At 63.4% G+C, this 18,332-nt stretch carries 16 protein-coding genes; 9 read left to right on the top strand and 7 right to left on the bottom strand.

Features of this window, described 5'->3' with window-relative positions; all coding sequences use genetic code 11:
- Window positions 1-170: 170 nt before the first annotated feature.
- The 3 genes from DN388_RS02625 (at window position 171) to DN388_RS02635 (ending at window position 3,504) form a co-directional block, all read left to right on the top strand.
- Window positions 171-371 carry a hypothetical protein gene (locus DN388_RS02625; protein WP_043860747.1) on the top strand — a complete coding sequence of 67 codons (201 nt, stop codon included), beginning with the start codon at window positions 171-173 and terminating at the stop codon, window positions 369-371.
- A gap of 327 nt (window positions 372-698) precedes the next feature.
- On the top strand, window positions 699-2,171 hold the full coding sequence (locus DN388_RS02630) for an inorganic phosphate transporter (protein WP_043862134.1): 1,473 nt from the start codon (window positions 699-701) through the stop codon (window positions 2,169-2,171).
- Window positions 2,172-2,316: 145 nt separating this feature from the next.
- Entirely contained in the window at window positions 2,317-3,504 is a 1,188-nt protein-coding gene (locus DN388_RS02635) for a kelch repeat-containing protein (protein ID WP_254996593.1), read from the top strand.
- On the opposite strand, the gene DN388_RS02640 is transcribed toward DN388_RS02635, so the two are convergent.
- A complete protein-coding gene (locus DN388_RS02640; RefSeq protein ID WP_254996594.1) occupies window positions 3,475-4,947 on the bottom strand; it encodes a helicase HerA-like domain-containing protein in 1,473 nt (490 codons plus the stop codon). The two genes, DN388_RS02635 and DN388_RS02640, sit on opposite strands and share 30 nt — an antisense overlap.
- A gap of 169 nt (window positions 4,948-5,116) precedes the next feature.
- On the opposite strand from DN388_RS02640, the gene DN388_RS02645 reads away from it, so the two are divergent.
- The 4 genes from DN388_RS02645 (at window position 5,117) to DN388_RS02660 (ending at window position 10,006) form a co-directional block, all read left to right on the top strand.
- A complete protein-coding gene (locus DN388_RS02645; RefSeq protein WP_043862131.1) occupies window positions 5,117-6,991 on the top strand; it encodes a methyl-accepting chemotaxis protein in 1,875 nt (624 codons plus the stop codon).
- 135 nt (window positions 6,992-7,126) lie between these two features.
- Window positions 7,127-8,251, top strand: coding sequence for a glycosyltransferase family 1 protein (locus DN388_RS02650; RefSeq protein ID WP_054914809.1), 1,125 nt, complete (start codon window positions 7,127-7,129; stop codon window positions 8,249-8,251).
- Entirely contained in the window at window positions 8,244-9,017 is a 774-nt protein-coding gene (locus DN388_RS02655) for a DUF2334 domain-containing protein (RefSeq protein WP_058540899.1), read from the top strand. Before DN388_RS02650 ends, DN388_RS02655 begins: the two co-directional genes overlap by 8 nt.
- The gene (locus tag DN388_RS02660) at window positions 9,014-10,006 is read left to right on the top strand and encodes a lysylphosphatidylglycerol synthase transmembrane domain-containing protein (protein WP_054914811.1); all 993 of its coding nucleotides are present in this window, start codon (window positions 9,014-9,016) and stop codon (window positions 10,004-10,006) included. The genes DN388_RS02655 and DN388_RS02660 overlap by 4 nt, the downstream gene beginning before the upstream one ends.
- A 50-nt stretch (window positions 10,007-10,056) precedes the next feature.
- On the opposite strand, the gene purU is transcribed toward DN388_RS02660, so the two are convergent.
- A complete protein-coding gene (gene purU, locus DN388_RS02665; protein ID WP_043862127.1) occupies window positions 10,057-10,905 on the bottom strand; it encodes a formyltetrahydrofolate deformylase in 849 nt (282 codons plus the stop codon).
- Window positions 10,906-11,205: 300 nt separating this feature from the next.
- Between purU and mvaT the strand changes: the two genes are divergently transcribed.
- Window positions 11,206-11,583, top strand: a complete 378-nt coding sequence (gene mvaT / locus DN388_RS02670; protein ID WP_043862126.1) for a histone-like nucleoid-structuring protein MvaT — start codon at window positions 11,206-11,208, stop codon at window positions 11,581-11,583.
- Window positions 11,584-11,655: 72 nt separating this feature from the next.
- Here mvaT and sbcB read toward each other — a convergent pair whose 3' ends face one another.
- The 3 genes from sbcB to DN388_RS02685 form a co-directional block, all read right to left on the bottom strand.
- On the bottom strand, window positions 11,656-13,089 hold the full coding sequence (gene sbcB / locus DN388_RS02675; protein ID WP_043862125.1) for an exodeoxyribonuclease I: 1,434 nt from the start codon (window positions 13,087-13,089) through the stop codon (window positions 11,656-11,658).
- Window positions 13,090-13,127: 38 nt separating this feature from the next.
- Window positions 13,128-13,487: a PilZ domain-containing protein gene (locus tag DN388_RS02680; RefSeq protein ID WP_043862124.1), complete on the bottom strand. Its 360-nt coding sequence runs from the start codon at window positions 13,485-13,487 to the stop codon at window positions 13,128-13,130.
- Window positions 13,488-13,644: 157 nt separating this feature from the next.
- A complete protein-coding gene (locus DN388_RS02685) occupies window positions 13,645-14,034 on the bottom strand; it encodes a tol-pal system YbgF family protein (protein ID WP_043862123.1) in 390 nt (129 codons plus the stop codon).
- Between the two features lie 203 nt (window positions 14,035-14,237).
- Here DN388_RS02685 and pyk point away from each other — a divergent pair, with 203 nt between their 5' ends.
- Window positions 14,238-15,689 carry a pyruvate kinase gene (gene pyk / locus DN388_RS02690; protein ID WP_043862122.1) on the top strand — a complete coding sequence of 484 codons (1,452 nt, stop codon included), beginning with the start codon at window positions 14,238-14,240 and terminating at the stop codon, window positions 15,687-15,689.
- A gap of 555 nt (window positions 15,690-16,244) precedes the next feature.
- Here pyk and DN388_RS02695 read toward each other — a convergent pair.
- Window positions 16,245-17,171: an iron-sulfur-binding ferredoxin reductase gene (locus DN388_RS02695; protein WP_254996595.1), complete on the bottom strand. Its 927-nt coding sequence runs from the start codon at window positions 17,169-17,171 to the stop codon at window positions 16,245-16,247.
- The gene (locus tag DN388_RS02700) at window positions 17,164-18,276 is read right to left on the bottom strand and encodes a GGDEF domain-containing protein (RefSeq protein WP_254996596.1); all 1,113 of its coding nucleotides are present in this window, start codon (window positions 18,274-18,276) and stop codon (window positions 17,164-17,166) included. The genes DN388_RS02695 and DN388_RS02700 overlap by 8 nt, the downstream gene beginning before the upstream one ends.
- Window positions 18,277-18,332: the final 56 nt, after the last annotated feature.

An 18,332-nucleotide genomic window follows, 5' to 3' on the forward strand; every position in this document is an offset into this window, starting at 1 on the left:
CGTTTTTGCTTCTGCCGGGCTGACAGGCCCCGACAGAAGGTGTAAAACAGCCATTCAACTGCAATCACCCTCGTCTTATATAGACGCTCGACACAATGGCCTGTGCCGCTGTCGTCGGGTTAAACGTGCTTGTGTTGAAATCGGCATCAACTCCAACTTCAGGAAACACTGTGACGAAAGATGAACTGCGCGCTGAACTCGAGCGCCAGGAACAACGTTACAAGGACGTTTATGGCGGAGAAGTCACCACATACGCCGCCCAACCAGACCCCGAACGCAAACCCTGGCGCAAACGTGCCAGCCTGCTGGACCAGGCATTTGCCGTGGAACTGCAAAAGATCGAAAAGGAGCTCAGCCCACAGGAGCCCTGACCCTCGGACAAAGCGCCCGCCCCTGGGCACGGCACCGGCACGAAGACGGTGCCTTGGGCGACCCTTGCGGCGTCGAAGATGAAACCGTTACGTAATCTCACAAATTTAATACGGTCGTTTGAATTATTCAGCCGTGGAAAACATCGGTTTTTTCTTGACCGTTCGCGTTATTTTTTCTGATTTTTGCCGATCTTTCTCGATTACCCTCCCCTCCTGCAGTGCCCTGCCCCCCCGCAAAAGCGCCCCGACCGGTCAGCACCTAGTGCATCGATTACCCAGGATTTCTGGCATAATCGCGCCCCCTTATGACCGGGTCAGAATTCCTTCATGATCGATTTATTCAGCGGACTTGATGCCTGGGTACTGGTGAGCCTGTTGCTCGCCTTGACCTTCGTGCTCGCCTTCGAGTTCATCAATGGCTTTCATGACACCGCCAATGCGGTAGCGACTGTCATCTATACCAAAGCCATGCCGCCGCACCTGGCCGTGTTCTTTTCCGGCGTGTTCAATTTCCTTGGCGTCCTGCTGGGCGGAGTCGGGGTGGCGTATGCCATCGTGCACCTGCTGCCGGTGGAGCTGCTGATCAATGTGAACACCGGGCATGGCCTGGCCATGGTCTTCTCGCTGCTGGCCGCGGCCATCGCGTGGAACCTGGGTACCTGGTACTTCGGCATCCCGGCGTCCAGCTCGCACACCCTGATCGGCTCGATCCTGGGCGTGGGCCTGGCCAACGCGCTGCTCAACGACATTCCACTGGGTGACGGGGTCAACTGGCAGAAGGCAATCGACATCGGCATGTCGCTGGTGCTCTCGCCCATGGCCGGCTTTGCCGTGGCCGCGCTGGTGCTGATCGGCCTGAAGTGGTGGCGCCCGCTGTCGAAGATGCACAAAACGCCTGAACAGCGCCGCAAGCTCGATGACAAGAAGCACCCGCCGTTCTGGAACCGCCTGGTACTGGTCATTTCGGCCATGGCCGTCAGCTTCGTACACGGTTCCAACGATGGTCAGAAAGGTATCGGCCTGATCATGCTGGTGCTGATCGGCATCGTACCGGCGCAGTTCGTGCTGGACCTGAACAGCACTACCTACCAGATCGAACGTACCCGTGACGCGACCCTGCACCTGAGCCAGTTCTACCAGCGCAACAGCGAAACCCTGGGCGAATTCCTGGCACTGGGCAAGGCCAAGGCCGGTGACCTGCCGGAGCAGTTCAGCTGCAATCCGCAACAGACCGAGCCGACCATCACCGCGCTGCAGCAGTCGCTCAACGGCGTGGCGGACTACCATTCGCTGACTGCCGAGAAGCGCGTGGAAGTGCGGCGTTACCTGCTGTGCCTGGATGACACGGCGAAAAAGGTCAGCAAGTTGCCAGGCCTGGAAGCACGTGAAAAGGCCGACCTGGACAAACTGCGTCGTGACCTGACCGCGACCACCGAGTACGCGCCGTTCTGGGTGATCCTGGCGGTGGCCCTGGCCCTGGGCCTTGGGACCATGGTGGGCTGGAAGCGTGTGGTACTGACCATTGGCGAGAAGATCGGCAAGCAGGGCATGACCTATGCCCAGGGCATGTCGGCGCAGATCACCGCAGCCTGCGCGATTGGCGCGGCCAACATCTTCAGCCTGCCGGTGTCGACCACCCACGTGCTGTCGTCGGGTGTGGCCGGGACCATGGTGGCGAACAAGAGCGGCCTGCAAGGCGGCACCGTGCGCACCATTCTGCTGGCCTGGGTGCTGACCCTGCCGGCGACCATCGCCTTGTCGGCGGGGTTGTTCTGGTTGGCGTCCAAAGCCATCGGTTGAAATAACGCAGTACCGCAGAAGGGTCAGCCATTCATTTGGCTGGCCCTTTTTTCATGGCCCTGCGCAAACGCACTGTCATTTATGTCAGTAGACGATGGGCCACCTGCAGCGCACCCTCCTTTTCACGCCGACAAGGAGAATGCACATGTCGAAGGACGGCCATATCCACGCATGCGCTGGCGCCATGCACATCGCCCGGGCCCTGCACAGCGCCATGCGTTTGCCCAATGGCGATGTGCTGGTTGCCGGCGGCATCACCAATGGCGGGCATGCCACCGACAGCGTGGAACGCTTCAGCCTTGACAAGCGCGAATGGAAGCAACAACCCCCCAAGCAGAAGGCGGCATTCTCGCAACTCACGGTCATTCTCGACGACGGGTCCTTTCTGCTGGTGGGCGGCTCGCAAACCGGAGAAGCCAGCGACCACGTCGAGCGCTTCGACCCCATCCGCTCATGCTGGACAACGCTGCGCAGCCTCCAGGTTGCCCGCTTCAGCCACACCGCTACGTCATTGTGGGGCGGCACGAACAAGGTGCTTGTCATCGGCGGCAACCACCTCAACGGCGATACCGGGAAAGTGCTCGACATCGTCGAGCTGTACGACGTCGCCAGCGACGAGTGGCATCAGCTCGGTGAGCGCAGTCAGGCACGCATGAACCACAGCGCCACGTTGCTCGATTCCGGCAAGGTGCTGATTATCGGCGGCTATGCCCCCGATCAGGCACTGGCCCACTGCGAACTCTTCGACCCGCAGACCGGGCGGTTCGAGCCGACCAAGGCACTGCCTGCCCCCCGCATGCAACATACGGCCACGCTGCTGAACAATGGCCAGGTGATGGTGGCGGGTGGCACCTGCATGCCGTTTGGTGAAAGTGCACTGGAATCGTTTTTGTACGATCCGCTAACCAATACCTGGCGAAGTGGCCCGCCCATGCAGCGTGGCCACCAGGGGCATACCGCCACGCTGCTGCCCGATGGTCGGCTGCTGCTGGCCGGCCATACCAGACTGCCCTACCGTCCCAGCACCGAGTTGTACGACCCACGCCAGGATGCATGGGTGCTGGGCAGCGAGCTGAACGAACCGCGTTTCTCCCACAGCGCCACGTTGCTGCCCGACGGTCAGGGCGTGCTGCTGTGCGCAGGCCAACTGCTCACAGCCGACACGGCCTATACACGAAGCTGCGAGCACTGCTGCGGCCCCTTGGCACAACCTGCCGAGCCTGCGCAGGGCACCGGCTCGATGCCTTCGGGCCCGCTTGAGAACTTGCCGGCGAACCGGCAACTCCACTGCCTCGACGCCTTGTCAGCGGCGCTTGCTGCCCCCCAGCAGTGAGCCCATCAAGCCCCGCACCAGTTGCCGTCCGAACTGATTGGCCGCCTGGCGCACCGCCGACTTGATCGCCTGCCCCGCCGCGCTCTGCAAGAACTCCCCGGCCTTGTCGGCCAGGCTTTCCTCGGCCGGCGCCTGCTGCGCCGATGGCACCTGCCCCTTGCGCACCATCAATATCTCGTACGCCGACTCCCGATCGATCGGCTTGTCATAGCGCCCCTGCAACGGCGACGCCGCAATCAGCGCCGCCCGCTCGGCCTCGCTCAACGGCCCGATGCGCGATTGCGGCGGCGCGATCAGTACCCGCTCGACCATGCCCGGCGTGCCCTTGTCCTGCAGGGTGCCCACCAACGCCTCGCCAATGCCAAGCTCGGTCAGCACCGCCAGGGTGTCGAACGCCGGGTTCGGCCGAAACCCATCGGCCACCGCCCGCAGCGACTTCTGCTCCTTGGCCGTGAACGCACGCAAGCCATGCTGGATACGCAGGCCGAGCTGGGCGAGCACATCGTCCGGCAGGTCGCCCGGCGACTGAGTCACGAAATACACCCCCACCCCCTTGGAACGAATCAACCGCACCACCTGTTCCAGACGATCCTGCAAGGCCTTGGGCGTGCCGCTGAACAACAGGTGCGCCTCATCGAAAAACAGCGCCAGCAGAGGCTTGTCTGCATCGCCACGCTCGGGCAACTGCTCGAACAGCTCCGCCAGCAACCACAGCAGGAAGGTCGCATACACCTTCGGCGCCTCGTGCACCAGGCGGCTGGCATCGAGCAGGTGGATGCGCCCGCGCCCGTCGGCAGCAGGCTGCAGCAGGTCTGGCAACTGCAACGCCGGCTCACCGAACAGAGCCTCGGCCCCTTGCTGCTCCAGGGTCGCCAGGCGCCGCAACAGGGCCTGGCTGGAACCGCTGGTCATCAGCGCACTGTCTTCGCCGAGCACCTGCGGGTTGTCCTTGAGGTGGCCGAGCAGCGCCTTGAGGTCCTTGATGTCCAGCAGCAACAGGCCCTCGCGATCGGCCACCTTGAACGCCGCATACAGCGCCGCCTGCTGGCTGTCGTTGAGTTCGAGCAGGTTGCCCAGCAGCAACGGGCCCATTTCGCTCAAGGTCGTGCGCAACGGGTGCCCGGACTTGCCGTGCACATCCCACAGGGTCACCGGATACGCCTGCGGCCGATGCTCGAGCCAGGGCATGCCGGCAATCCGCTCGGCCACCTTGCCCTGCGGGCTGCCCACCGCACCCAGGCCGCACAGGTCGCCTTTGACGTCTGCAGCGAACACCGCCACGCCGGCATCGCTGAAGGCCTCGGCCAGGTGCTGCAAGGTCACGGTCTTGCCGGTGCCGGTGGCCCCGGCAACCAGTCCGTGACGGTTGGCCAGACGCATGGCCTGGCACACCGGCTGCCCCGCCAGGTCCGCACCGAGAATGAACTGCGAAGAGTCAGGCATGTTTTTTCACCCTCTGTTCAAGCTTTAGTAGTACTCGGCCGATACCAAGTGTTGATGTTTCACCCAGAAAGTCAGGAAAAGCCCGACAAGGACATGGGAACTGCACTGCTTTCAAGATGCCTTTGTGCGAATGACCCGGATATAAAGACCTTAGCGGACCCAATACGCCATGAATAAAAGCTTCCGTTTCAGCCATAAGATCTTGCTGGCTGCTTCCCTGATCGTCCTTGTGGCCTTCACCCTCTTTACTCTCTACAACGATTACCTGCAGCGTAATGCGATTCACGAAGATCTGGAAAACTATGTCGGCGAAATGGGCGATGCCGCCTCGACCAACATCAAGAACCTCTTCGAAGGACGCCTGCTGCTGGTAGAGAACCTGGCACAGAACATCGCGGCAGCTCCCGGCAACCTCGATTCGCTGCTGGACCAGAAGGTGCTGGCGTCGAGCTTCATCACGGTGTACATGGGCAAGACCGACGGCGGCTTCACCGTGCGCCCGGTGATCCAGATGCCTGACGGCTACGATCCGCGCATCCGCGACTGGTACAAGGACAGCATGGCGGCCAACGGCCCGACCCTGACCGAACCCTACCTGGACATCAGTACCGGCAAGATGGTGATCGGCATGAACGCCACAGTGTCGCGCGAACTGGGCGTGGTCGGTGGCGACATGGAGCTGGACGCCCTGGTCAAGATCATCAATTCCCTGAATTTCGGCGGCATGGGCTACGCGTTCCTGGTGAACGACCAAGGCAAGATCCTGGTGCACCCGGACAAGGACCTGGTGATGAAGTCGCTCTCGGACCTGTACCCGAACAACACCCCGCGCCTGACCAAGGAACTGACCGAGGTCGAGAACAACGGCCAGACCCGTATCCTCAGTTTCGCACCGGTCAAAGGCCTGCCATCGGCCAACTGGCACATCGGTCTCTCGATCGATAAAGAAAAAGCCTACGCGATGCTGAGCAAGTTCCGCACCTCGGCGGTGATCGTCACCGTGATTGCGGTGGCCATCATCATCGCCCTGCTCGGCATGCTCATCCGCGTGCTGCTGCAACCGCTGCACATCATGACCCGCGCCATGGAAGACATCGCCCAGGGCGAAGGCGACCTGACCAAGCGTCTGAGCATCCACAGCAACGACGAATTCGGCACCCTGGGCCGCGCCTTCAACCACTTCGTCGAGCGTATCCACAGCTCGATCCGCGAAGTGTCCTCGGCCACCCAGCAGGTCAACGAAGTGGCACTGCGCGTGGTCAGCGCCTCCAACTCCTCGATGGTCAACTCCGACGAGCAGGCCAACCGCACCAACAGCGTGGCCGCCGCCATCAACGAGCTGGGCGCCGCTGCCCAGGAAATCGCCCATAACGCCGCACAAGCCTCGCAGCAGGCCAGCTCTGCACGCCACCTGGCCGAAGAGGGCCAGCAGGTGGTAGACCGCAGCATCCAGGCAATGAACCGTCTGTCGGACCTTATCTCCACCTCCAGCTCGCACATCGAGACGCTCAACAGCAAGACCGTGAACATCGGTCAGATCCTCGAAGTGATCACCAGCATCTCGCAACAGACCAACCTGCTGGCCCTCAACGCGGCCATCGAGGCGGCCCGTGCCGGTGAAGCCGGGCGCGGGTTTGCCGTGGTGGCCGATGAAGTGCGCAACCTGGCCCACCGTACCCAGGAGTCGGCACAACAGGTGCAGAGCATGATCGAAGAGCTGCAGGTCGGCGCCCGCGAGTCGGTCGACACCATGAGCCAGAGCCAGCGCCACAGCCAGGACAGCGTCTCGATCGCCAACCAGGCCGGCGAGCGCCTGGGCAGCGTGACCCTGCGTATCGGCGAGATCGACGGCATGAACCAGTCGGTGGCCACCGCCACCGAAGAGCAGACCTCGGTGGTCGAGTCGATCAACATGGACATCAACGAAATCAACATGCTCAACCAGGAAGGCGTGGAGAACCTGCAGGCCACCCTGCGTGCCTGTTCCGACCTGGAACAGCAGGCCGGCCGCCTCAAGCACCTGGTCGGTACCTTCCGCATCTGACCGCGCGCGCCCGGCGGCTTGCTCGCCGGGCGCGCAACATGATCGAACAAACTATCCTTCACTGAGGTCCACCCTAGGGCGCGTCATCCACCGCATATCCATGCGCGATGACAACCTGAAGACGGTCTCGGAGGGATGCTGATCGTGCACATCGCTGACATCACCATGTTCTACGCCCCCGCCAGTGGCGGTGTGCGTACCTATCTTGATGCCAAACACCGCCGCCTGGGCCTGAACCCCGGCGTTCGCCACAGCCTGCTGATCCCCGGCGCCAGCGCCAGCCATGCCAATGGCATCTATCAGGTGCCTGCCCCCGCCCTGCCCTTCGGCAACGGCTACCGCTTCCCGCTGCGTCTGGCGCCCTGGCGCAACGTGCTGCATGACCTGCAACCGGACCTGATCGAAGTGGGCGACCCCTACCTCACCGCCTGGGCCGCGCTCGATGCACGGCGCCAGCTCGATGTGCCAGTGATCGGGTTCTATCATTCCGACCTGCCGCTGCTGGTCGGCAACCGCATGGGCCACTGGTTCACGCCCAATGTCGAAGCCTATGTCAGCAAGCTGTACGGCAACTTCGACCGGGTGCTGGCGCCCAGCCAGGTGATGGCTGACAAGCTGCGCGGGCTGGGCATCGGCAATGTGCATGTACAGCGCCTCGGGGTGGACCTGCAGACCTTCCACCCCGATCATCGCGACCCCGGCCTGCGCGCCGAACTGGGGCTGGCCGACACCACGCGCCTGCTGGTGTTCGCCGGGCGCGGCTCCCGGGAGAAGAACCTGCCCGTGCTGCTGGACTGCATGAAACGCCTGGGCAAGCACTATCACCTGCTGCTGGTGGGTTCGCACATGCCCAGCAACGTGCCGGCCAACGTCACCATCATCAACCACTTCTGCCCGGCCACCCAGGTCGCCCGCCTGTTGGCCAGTGCCGATGCGCTGCTGCACGCCGGCGACCAGGAGACCTTCGGGCTGGTGATACTCGAGGCCATGGCCAGCGGCATCCCGGTGGTGGCGGTAGCGGCCGGGGCCTTTACCGAAATCGTCGAACCGGGCTACGGCCGGCTATGCACGCCCAACGACGGCCAGGCGATGGCCGCCGCCGTGCGCGAGCTGTTCGAGGCCGGTGCACCGCAACTGGGGCAGCAGGCACGCCGGCATGCCGAACAGCACTACGCCTGGGACACGGTGGTCGGCGGCCTGCTCGAACACTATCGGGCCGTGCTGGGCCATCACGAGCAACCGGTGCGCGCCCATGCCTGAACAGCCTGACCTGCACAACCAGCACCCCAGCGTGCTGCTGGTGCTGCACGACGTGGCCCCGGAAACCTGGCCCGACTACCAGCCCTTCGTCGAAGCCGTCGACGCCCTGGGCGACATCCCCATGACCCTGCTGGTGGTACCCGACTTCCACCGGCGCAACCCTGTGCAGCAGGCCCCGGCCTTTCGCCAGGTGCTGGAGCGGCGACTGAGCCGGGGCGACGAACTGGCCCTGCATGGCTACTACCATGCCGACGACGGCCCGCCGCCACGTTCGCCGCGCGAGTACTTCATGCGCCGCATCTATACCTGGGAGGGTGAGTTCTACGCCCTGGGCCAGGCCCAGGCGCTGCATCGCCTGAATGCCGGGATCGAGCTGTTCCAGGCCTGCGATTGGCCGCTGACCGGCTTCGTTGCCCCGGCCTGGCTGATGAGCGAAGGCACTCGCCAGGCCCTGCGCGAAACCCCGCTGCACTACACCAGCGACCCGCAGCACCTGTTCCGCCTGCCCGACTTCAGCCGCATCGACGCCCCGGGGCTGGTGTGGAGCGCCCGCAGTGCCTGGCGCCGCGGGCTGTCGAAAGTACTCAGCGAGGCGCGCCGGGCACGCCTGCAGCAGGCGGCCACGATCCGCCTCGGGCTGCACCCGGTGGACATGCGCCATGCCTATTCGCGCCGCTACTGGCTCGACACCCTGCAGCAACTGCTGCAGCAGGGCCGTACCCCCATGACCAAGATGGCCTGGCTGGCCAGCAGGCCCGGCGCATGACTCGCCTGGGCTGGCTCACGCTGGCCCTGCTGCTGGCGCTGCTGGTACCGACGCTGCTGGGCGGCAGCGACCTGCTGCCGCGCCTGCAGCGGTTCCCGCTGGCGCTGCTGATGGGGTTGTTCGGCATGATCGTGCTGTGCTGGTGCATCAACGCCCTGCGCCTGCGTCTGCTGCTCGGCACCCAGGGGGCGGCGCTGGGGCGGGTGCGCAGCCTGGGGGTGATCATGGCCACCGAGTTCGCCATCTGCTCCACCCCCGGCGGCAGCGGCGGGCCATTGGCGCTGGTGGCCCTGCTGGCCAGGCACCGGGTGCGCCCGGCCCAGAGCAGCGCGGTGTTCGCCATGGACCAGCTCAATGACCTGGTGTTCTTCCTGTGCGCGATGTTCGGGATTGTCATCTACATGCTGTTCCACCGCTTCAGCGCAAGCATGCAGGGCATGCTGCTGGCCAGTGCGCTGATGATGTTCGCCGCCCTGCTGGCGGGGCTGGCGATACTGCGCTGGCGCCGCGGGTTGATGCGTGCGATGGGCCGTCTGCTGCGGCGGTTGAAGGTGCGTGACGCCACGTGCCGACGCTGGGCGCGCAAGGTGCTGCACTTCTTTCGCGCGTTTGCCGCCACCTGGCGCCTGCCCAAGCGGGTACTGGCACTGGTGTTCGGGCTCACCTGCCTGCACTGGGCGCTGCGCTACAGCGTGCTGTACCTGGTGTTGCGCGGGCTGGGGGCAGACCTGCAGTGGGTGTCGAGCTTTCTGGTGCAGATGCTCGCCCTGAGTGCCGGCCAGTTCAGCCTGTTGCCCGGCGGGGCTGGCGCGGCGGAGTTGACCTCGGCGACGCTGCTGACGCCCATGGTGGGCAAGTCGACCGCGGCAGCGGCGATTCTGATATGGCGGGTGGTGACGTACTACTTCTATCTGGTGGTGGGCGGCCCGGTGTTCGTCTGCCTGCTGGGCAAGCCGCTGCTGGAGCGGTTGCGCCTGGCACGGCGGTAGACACGCGTTGTGCCCTTCGCCAGCAAGGCTGGCGAAGGGCCAGTGCGGTCCTAGAACACCACCGTCTTGTTGCCGTGCACCAGCACGCGGTCTTCCAGGTGATAGCGCAGGCCGCGGGCCAGCACCATCTTCTCGACGTCGCGACCGAAACGCACCATGTCCTCGATGCTGTCGCTGTGGCTCACACGCACCACGTCCTGCTCGATGATCGGGCCGGCATCCAGCTCTTCGGTCACGTAGTGGCAGGTGGCGCCGATCAGCTTCACGCCACGCATCGACGCCTGGTGATACGGCTTGGCCCCCACGAACGACGGCAGGAAGCTGTGGTGAATGTTGATCACCTGCTGGGCGTATTCCTGGCACAGCTGTGGCGGCAGGATCTGCATGTAGCGCGCCAGCACCACCACGTCGGCGGCATGCTCCTTGACCAGGCGCGACACCTCGGCAAATGCCGGCTGCTTGTTCTGCGGGTCGACCGGTACGTGGTAGAACGGAATGCCGTGCCACTCGACCATGCTACGCAGGTCGTTGTGGTTGGAGATCACGCACGGGATATCGCAGTCCAGCTCGTTGCTGTGCCAGCGGTGCAGCAGGTCGGCCAGGCAATGGGACTCGCGGCTGGCCATCAGCACCACGCGTTTCTTCTGGTCGGTGTCGGTAATGCGCCACACCATCGAAAACTCTTCGGCAATCGGCGCGAACGCTTCGCGCAGCGCCTCGATGCCGAAAGGCAGGGTATCGGCACGGATTTCGTGACGCATGAAGAACCAGCCGCTCAGGTCATCGGAATGATGGCTCGCTTCGGTGATCCAGCCGTTATGGGACGCCAGAAAATTACTGACTTTGGCGACGATGCCGACACGGTCGGGGCAAGCGATCACCAGCCGATAGGTGCGCATGAGAGGGGCTCCAGAGTTCGCAAAGGCGCGTATTCTAACGACTGCCCGGAAAAACTGCAGTAGTGATTGCATACCGTGTATCACAACCTCACACCGCAGCCAGCCTGGGCTTGCACCTCGTCAAGGGCACATTAAAGTTATTTAACAATTGAAGCGGATAATTGGGAGTATCTCGTCACAATACCCTTTCAATTATGAAGGTATTCCGCAATGACGGCGGTTTAATGTTTACTTGTATTAAGTGTCTGACTATTATTGCTGCACCGCTGTCCTGCGTCCCTTCCCTCCAAGGAATACCTCATGTCCCTGATCAACGAATACCGCGCTACCGAAGAAGCCATCAAAGAACTGCAAGCCCGCCTGAAGAACCTGTCCGAAGACAACAAGCTGAAAACCGAGCTGGAGTTTGAAGCCAAACTGCGCGAGCTGATGGGCGAGTACTCCAAGTCGCTGCGCGACATTATTGCTCTGCTGGACCCTGAGGCCAAACTGAACAAGGCCCCTCGCGGCCCGGTTAAAACCACCGGCACCAAGCGTGCACGCAAGGTCAAGCAATACAAGAACCCGCACAATGGCGAAGTCATCGAAACCAAAGGTGGCAACCACAAGACACTCAAAGAGTGGAAAGCCAAGTGGGGTGGTGACGTAGTAGAAGGCTGGGCGACCCTGCTCGGTTAATCGCTGGACACTGTAACCCGGTTACAGGTCAGCCCAAAACGCCAGCATGCTGGCGTTTTTTATTGCCTGCAATTACTGCAGGGCAAACCGTTCGCGCAAGTTCATGGCATGGGCTCGCCATTGCGCCAGCAACTCGCGCTGCGTGGCATCGGCATCCAGCCAGGCGCTCTGCAATGCCTGCTCGAAGCCTTCAAGGGTATTCGGAGCGCCCATTGCCGGGTCGCTCAGGCGCTGCTGGCAGAACCCGAGCCAACGCTGGCGCTCCTGTGCATCCAAGGTCTGCGGAAAATTGCGCGCACGGTAGCGAAACAGCAACTCCGGCAATCGTGCATCGTCGAACATCCACTGACCCGTGGCTAATTGCTCGGGCTCCACGGTTCTTACTTGTTCACACAGGCGTCGGTCGCGATCACCGATAAATCCGTCATACAGCTGTTGCTCGGGGTCTTCGCTCGGGGCGAATTCCTGACTGTCATAAATAGCGCTCAACTTGTTCTGCCACACGGCCTGGGCGGCACTCAACTGCTCGGCACGCTGTTGATACAACGTCATATCCAGGCCAAGGCGTTGCTGATCTTCACCGCGTAATACACTCAAGGGCGCGACCACCGGGCAGCGATTGATCTGAATTAATTTCAACGGTACCGGCAATTGTCCCTCGGACATTTCCTCGCGTCGGGTGTACAGACGCTGACGCAACACTTCGGCATCTTCCGTCAGCAATGGGGCGATATCCTGATGCAAGTCGCACACAATCAGCGCATTGCGATTGCGTGGATGCCAGGCCAGGGGCAGCACCACGCCAAGATAATTACGTGCCGCAGAAAAGCGTCCGGAAATATGCACAAGCGGTTGCAACAAACGCACTTGATCGAGGACTTTCTGCTTGCTGCGCAACTGGAACAACCATGCATACAGCCTGGGTTGCTTCTCGCGAATCAAGCGCGCCATTGCCAACGTGGCACGCACATCCGCAAGCGCCTCGTGCGCCTGCCCGTGATCGATGCCATTGGCCGCCGTCAGCAACTCCAGCTTCAGGCTCACCTGGCCGTCGCGCTGCGGCCACTGGATGCCATCGGGGCGCAAGGCGTAGGCAGTGCGCACCACATCGATAAGGTCCCAGCGGCTGTTGCCGCCCTGCCACTCGCGGGCATAGGGGTCGAAAAAGTTGCGATACAGGCTGTAACGCGTCACTTCGTCGTCGAAACGCAGCGAGTTGTAGCCGGCCCCGCAAGTACCCGGGCGCGCCAGCTCGGCGTGCACCCGGGTCATGAACTCGGCTTCGCACAGGCCCTGGGTGGCCAGCTGCGCCGGGGTAATGCCGGTTATCAGGCACGCCGCAGGGTGCGGCAGAATATCGTCGGCGGGTTGGCAGAAGAGGTTGACCGGCGGCTCGATCTCGTTGAGGTCCAGATCGGTGCGCACCCCTGCCACCTGCAGGGGCCGGTCGCTGCGCGGGTTGATACCGGTGGTTTCATAGTCGTGCCAGAAAATGCTGGAGCTCACGGCGTCGTCCTGAACAGAAAATCTGCCGGGAGTCTACCTCAGGCCGACGCACTCAACGGGTGGAAGCTGAAATAGTTGCGCAGCGACGACACCAGCTCGTCGTATTCGCGAGGAGCCTGCAGCAGCATGAAGCCGGAATCGTAGTGCCCCGGGTTCTCGTCTTCGTGGCACCACAGGCAGCTGGCGGTGAGGTTGATCACGTGCAGCGCACCGGCGCGCCCGGGCACCTTGAGCTGCAGTTCGAAATCGGGGCCCACCAGCAGTGGCAGGTCGCTGATCAGCATCAGGCCGTCTTCGGACACATTGCCCAGATAACCGATGGGCAACCCGGTAAACCGGTTGAAGACCTTGAGGTAATACGGGAGCAGGTGACGCTCGATTCGACGTTCGGTAAACATGATAGGAGTCGCTGTCGAAGACCCTTGAGCAGGGTCGCGCTGGATCGTTCTGGTGTACCGCATGTACCTCACAAGCCTAGCGCAACCTGACTGCCCCGTCACATTCGGACCCGCGCACTTTAGTATTAACGTCAGTATCGACGTCGTTGCGCGGCCATCAACGCCAGGGGGTGCTGCTGGCCGGACGGGCGATGGCCGGCTCGCCATTGGGGCGATAGTGGCCAAGCTGCTCGAGGGTCTGCAGGCGGGCGCGGGCACGGTAGGCGTACTCGTTGCGCGGGTACTGGGTGATGATGTACTGGTAGGTCTGCGCCGCATCCACATAGAGCTTCTGGCGCTCCAGGCACTGACCGCGCAGCATCGACGCCTCGGGGTGGATGAACGGGCGCGCACGGCTGGTGCGGTCGACCTGCGACAGCTCGAGCATGACCTGCTCGCAGTTGCCGCGATCATAGGCGCGGTAGGCATTGTTCAGGTGATGGTCCATCGACCAGCGGGTGCAACCGACGACACTGGTCGCCAGGGCTAAAACGATCAAGGCTCGCATAGGGGGTCTCCTCTACTGAGCAGTGTATCGGCGCTTTCCTTGAAAGCTATAGGAGGAACAGCGGCAAGCGGACTGCATTGCGCTTGCCGCTTGCCACTCGTTCAACCGCCCCTCCTCCTCCCACCAAGGTAGTGAAAAGGAACAATGACTACAGCGATTTTCCGGAGTAGCCTTTCGCTGCGCTTCACTACAGGAGTCTGTGCATGACCATCCGCCGCACCAAAATTGTCGCCACCCTTGGCCCCGCCAGCAACTCGCCGGAAGTTATAGAGCAACTGATCCTTGCGGGTCTGGACGTCGCTCGCTTGAACTTCTCGCACGGCACCCCGGACGAGCACAAGGCTCGCGCCCGCATGATCCGTGACATCGCCGCCAAGCATGGCCGCCACGTCGCGCTGCTGGGCGACCTGCAAGGGCCGAAGATCCGCATTGCCAAGTTTGCCAACAAGCGAATCGAACTCAAGGTCGGCGACCGCTTCACCTTCTCCACGGCTCACCCGCTCACCGAAGGCACCCAGGATATCGTCGGCATCGACTACCCGGACCTGGTAAAGGACTGCGGCGTGGGTGACGAACTGCTGCTCGACGACGGCCGCGTGGTCATGCGCGTCGAAACCGCCAGCGCCGACGCCCTGCACTGCGTGGTGCTGATCGGCGGCCCGCTGTCGGACCACAAGGGCATCAACCGTCGCGGCGGCGGCCTGACCGCCCCGGCCCTGACCGAAAAAGACAAGGCCGATATCAAGCTGGCGGCCGAGATGGACCTGGACTACCTGGCCGTGTCGTTCCCGCGTGATGCCAGCGACATGGAATACGCCCGTCGCCTGCGTGACGAGTCCGGTGGTACGGCCTGGCTGGTGGCCAAGATCGAACGTGCCGAAGCCGTGGCCGACGACGAGACCCTCGACGGCCTGATTCGCGCCAGTGATGCAGTGATGGTGGCCCGTGGTGACCTGGGTGTGGAAATCGGCGACGCCGAGCTGGTGGGCATCCAGAAGAAGATCATTCTGCATGCACGCCGCCACAACAAGGCGGTGATCACCGCGACCCAGATGATGGAGTCGATGATCCAGAACCCGATGCCGACCCGTGCCGAAGTGTCCGACGTGGCCAACGCCGTGCTCGACTACACCGACGCGGTAATGCTGTCGGCCGAGAGTGCTGCCGGTGCCTACCCGCTCGAGGCGGTACAGGCCATGGCGCGGATCTGCCTGGGCGCCGAGAAGCACCCTACCAGCAAGACCTCCAGCCACCGCATGGGCACGCAGTTCAGCCGTTGCGACGAGAGCATCGCGCTGGCGGCCATGTACACCGCCAACCACTTCCCGGGTGTGAAGGCGATCATTGCCTTGACCGAGAGTGGCTACACCCCGCTGATCATGTCGCGTATTCGTTCGTCGATCCCGATCTTCGCCTTCTCGCCGCACCGCGAGACCCAGGCGCGGGTTGCGATGTTCCGTGGCGTGTACACCGTACCGTTCGACCCTGCGGCGCTGGCGCCGGAGCAAGTCAGCCAGGCGGCGGTGGACGAGCTGCTCAAGCGTGGCGTGGTCGAGCAAGGTGACTGGGTCATCCTGACCAAGGGTGACAGCTACCACACCATCGGTGGCACCAATGGCATGAAGATTCTGCATGTCGGTGATCCGTTGGTCTGAAGCTGACCGGTTGTCACTAGAGCCCCGCCTTGATGGCGGGGCTTTTTTTATGGGTGCGATACGCCGGTGCCGGTGATTTTGAGCTGGCTTTGATCTGCCGGCCCTTCAGAAGGCCGAGTGGAGTCGCCATCCAGGCTGGATAATCTCTCGACTCTGGATCAGTGGTTCCAATGACAGCGAGCATATCCAACATGAATACAGACGCCGAGGGCCCCTTCCGCTCTTACAGCGGCTTACTTTTTTCTTGGAAAAAGTAAGCAAAACCGCTCCGTCCATCATCAGGCCCTACGCTTCGCTACGGGTCCCCTCCCTCCGGCGCCGCTCCGGGGGCACGCGACCCGAGTTGCAAGCAACTCTAACAGTCGCTCGCTTCGGCTAACGCCGAAGGGGCTTCGCCCCGCCCCCTGCACGACACCTCCACTCGGCCTTCTGGGGGACGGAAGATCAAAATCAAAAGCAGATCAAGATCAAGAGCCAGAGCCAGAGCCAGAGCCAGAGCCAAGGCCAGCGCAAACGCCGCAGGAGCCTGCAGTACCTCCTTATGGGAATAGGAGCTCAGGCATGCCCCACGAATACATCCGCAAACAGCTGATTACGCGGCAACCCCGCCAGAAACATCCCACGCGCAAACCGCTCCACACTCGACGCAGAGCCACAAGCCAGCGCAATCGTCTGACGCGATGCCAGACGCATCGGCCCCAACTCCTCCGGTATCAGCAACTGCACCTCCACCTGCGGGTACCGCCGCGCCAGTTCATCCAGCTCCCGCTGCAGGTAATGCCCACCCGCCTCGCTCGCCACATGCACCACCCTGATCGCCCCCTGATGCTCCTGACGCAGCGCCTCGCGCACAATCCCCCACAGTGGCGCCAGCCCGGAACCCGCCGCCAGCAGCCACAACGGCCGGGCCTGCCAGTCCGGATCGTAATGCAGCGCGCCACCGCGCAACTCCCCCAGGCGCACCAGGTCGCCCACCTGCAACCCCCGCGCCGCGCTGCAGAACGCCCCGGCATGCCGGCAATCCAGGTGAAATTCAAGCCATTCATCCTCGCCCGGCACGCTGGCCAGCGAATACGGTCGCGCAACACCCTGCGCGCTCCACAGCACCAGATGCTGCCCCGCCTGATACCGCAACGGCCTGTCCGGTTGCAGGCGCAAGCGCAGCACCTGCGCACCCAGCCAGTCCAGCGCGACGACCCGCGCCGGCGCCCCATCGCGCACCGGGTCGAACACCGCTACCTGCAGGTCACTCTCGACCCGGCACTGGCAGGCCAGCCGCCAGCCCTCCAGGCGCTTGCCTTCGCTCAGCGCATCGGGCCTGGCATCGCCCGGCACACCCGCCAGACAGCGCACCAGGCAAGCATGGCAGCTCCCCGCCCGGCAGCTGTAGGGCACGCCCACGCCAGCCTCGTTCAGCGCATCCAGCAGGTTGCTGCCCTCGGCCACCTGCCAACTGCGCTCACCTACGCACAACTCAGGCATCCACCACCTCCCAGGCCGGCACACAGCGATTTCGGCCACTGCGCTTGGCGCGGTACAGCGCCTGGTCGGCACGGTGCAATGCATTGTCCAGGTCATCCTCGGCTGTCAGCAGGGTCATGCCGACCGACAGGCTCAAGGGCCCCACCTGCCCCTGCATCGCCGCCGAGGGCAACGCACCGAAGGCCTGACGCAGACGCTCGCAGCAATGTTCCAGGGCCTGGGCCGTGCAATCGGGCAACAGCAGCACGAACTCCTCGCCGCCATAGCGGGCCAGCACCGCGGCGTCGCACAGGTGCTCGCTGGCAACCTGGGCAAAGGCCTGCAGTACCCGGTCGCCGACCGCATGCCCGTGGGCGTCGTTGATGCGCTTGAAATGGTCCAGGTCGACCAGCGCCAGACCATGCCGGCTCCCCATGGGCATGCTGGCCAGGGCATCGCTGGCCAGGCGCAGAAAATGCCGGCGGTTGAACAGGCCGGTCAGCTCGTCGGTGGCCACCAGTTCCTCCAGTTGCCCCATCATGCCGCGCAGGGTGTCCTGGTGCGCCTGCAGGGCGATGCGGCGCTGGCGCATGCGCTGGCGCGAGGCCTGCACGTAGCGGGCATACAGGCACAACCAGCACAGCACCACGAACAGCGTGCATACCTGCAACGCCGCCAGCGCCGGGTCCGACAGGCGCCCGTTGCCCCACTCCCACAGGTTCAGGCCGAGAAAGCTGCACAGCACCACCAGCGCGCAGCGGGTGAACGAACGGCCGTTGAGGTGGAACAGGCCGAACATCAGGATCAACGGGTACAGCACCAGGAAGGTGCCACGGGCCTGGTCCAGGTTGGCCAGCAGCCAGGTTTGCCAGGCCGCTGCCAGCAGCACCTGGAACTCCGTGAGGCTGGGGTCGCGCCAGCGCAGGTTGACGCCACTGGCAAACACCCAGCCCAGCCACGCCAGGTTGAGCAACAGCAGCACACTGCTCGCGCCGATGACCGGCACCGGCGCCTGCACATGCCCGCCCAGCACGGCCACCCAGGCCAGCAGCAGCACCAGCAGGTAACTGCCGGCAGCCAGCAGGAAACGCTTGAGAAGAAGCTTTTGCAGAGCGGTTTCGGTCACGGGTGACTCACCAGGCAGCCGAGCGGCAGCGGTTGTGACGGGGGGCAGTCGGTACT

This window comes from Pseudomonas sp. S12(2018), assembly GCF_024355235.1.
GTDB classification, from domain to species: domain Bacteria; phylum Pseudomonadota; class Gammaproteobacteria; order Pseudomonadales; family Pseudomonadaceae; genus Aquipseudomonas; species Aquipseudomonas palmensis.

Bases quoted from the DNA above. Each gene is read 5' to 3' on its own strand.
- DN388_RS02630 (WP_043862134.1), top strand. From the start codon at position 699: ATGATCGATTTATTCAGCGGACTTGATGCCTGGGTACTGGTGAGCCTG.
- DN388_RS02635 (WP_254996593.1), top strand. From the start codon at position 2,317: ATGTCGAAGGACGGCCATATCCACGCATGCGCTGGCGCCATGCACATC.
- DN388_RS02640 (WP_254996594.1), bottom strand. From the start codon at position 4,947: ATGCCTGACTCTTCGCAGTTCATTCTCGGTGCGGACCTGGCGGGGCAG.
- DN388_RS02645 (WP_043862131.1), top strand. From the start codon at position 5,117: ATGAATAAAAGCTTCCGTTTCAGCCATAAGATCTTGCTGGCTGCTTCC.
- DN388_RS02650 (WP_054914809.1), top strand. From the start codon at position 7,127: ATGCTGATCGTGCACATCGCTGACATCACCATGTTCTACGCCCCCGCC.
- DN388_RS02655 (WP_058540899.1), top strand. From the start codon at position 8,244: ATGCCTGAACAGCCTGACCTGCACAACCAGCACCCCAGCGTGCTGCTG.
- DN388_RS02660 (WP_054914811.1), top strand. From the start codon at position 9,014: ATGACTCGCCTGGGCTGGCTCACGCTGGCCCTGCTGCTGGCGCTGCTG.
- purU (WP_043862127.1), bottom strand. From the start codon at position 10,905: ATGCGCACCTATCGGCTGGTGATCGCTTGCCCCGACCGTGTCGGCATC.
- mvaT (WP_043862126.1), top strand. From the start codon at position 11,206: ATGTCCCTGATCAACGAATACCGCGCTACCGAAGAAGCCATCAAAGAA.
- DN388_RS02680 (WP_043862124.1), bottom strand. From the start codon at position 13,487: ATGTTTACCGAACGTCGAATCGAGCGTCACCTGCTCCCGTATTACCTC.
- DN388_RS02685 (WP_043862123.1), bottom strand. From the start codon at position 14,034: ATGCGAGCCTTGATCGTTTTAGCCCTGGCGACCAGTGTCGTCGGTTGC.
- pyk (WP_043862122.1), top strand. From the start codon at position 14,238: ATGACCATCCGCCGCACCAAAATTGTCGCCACCCTTGGCCCCGCCAGC.
- DN388_RS02695 (WP_254996595.1), bottom strand. From the start codon at position 17,171: ATGCCTGAGTTGTGCGTAGGTGAGCGCAGTTGGCAGGTGGCCGAGGGC.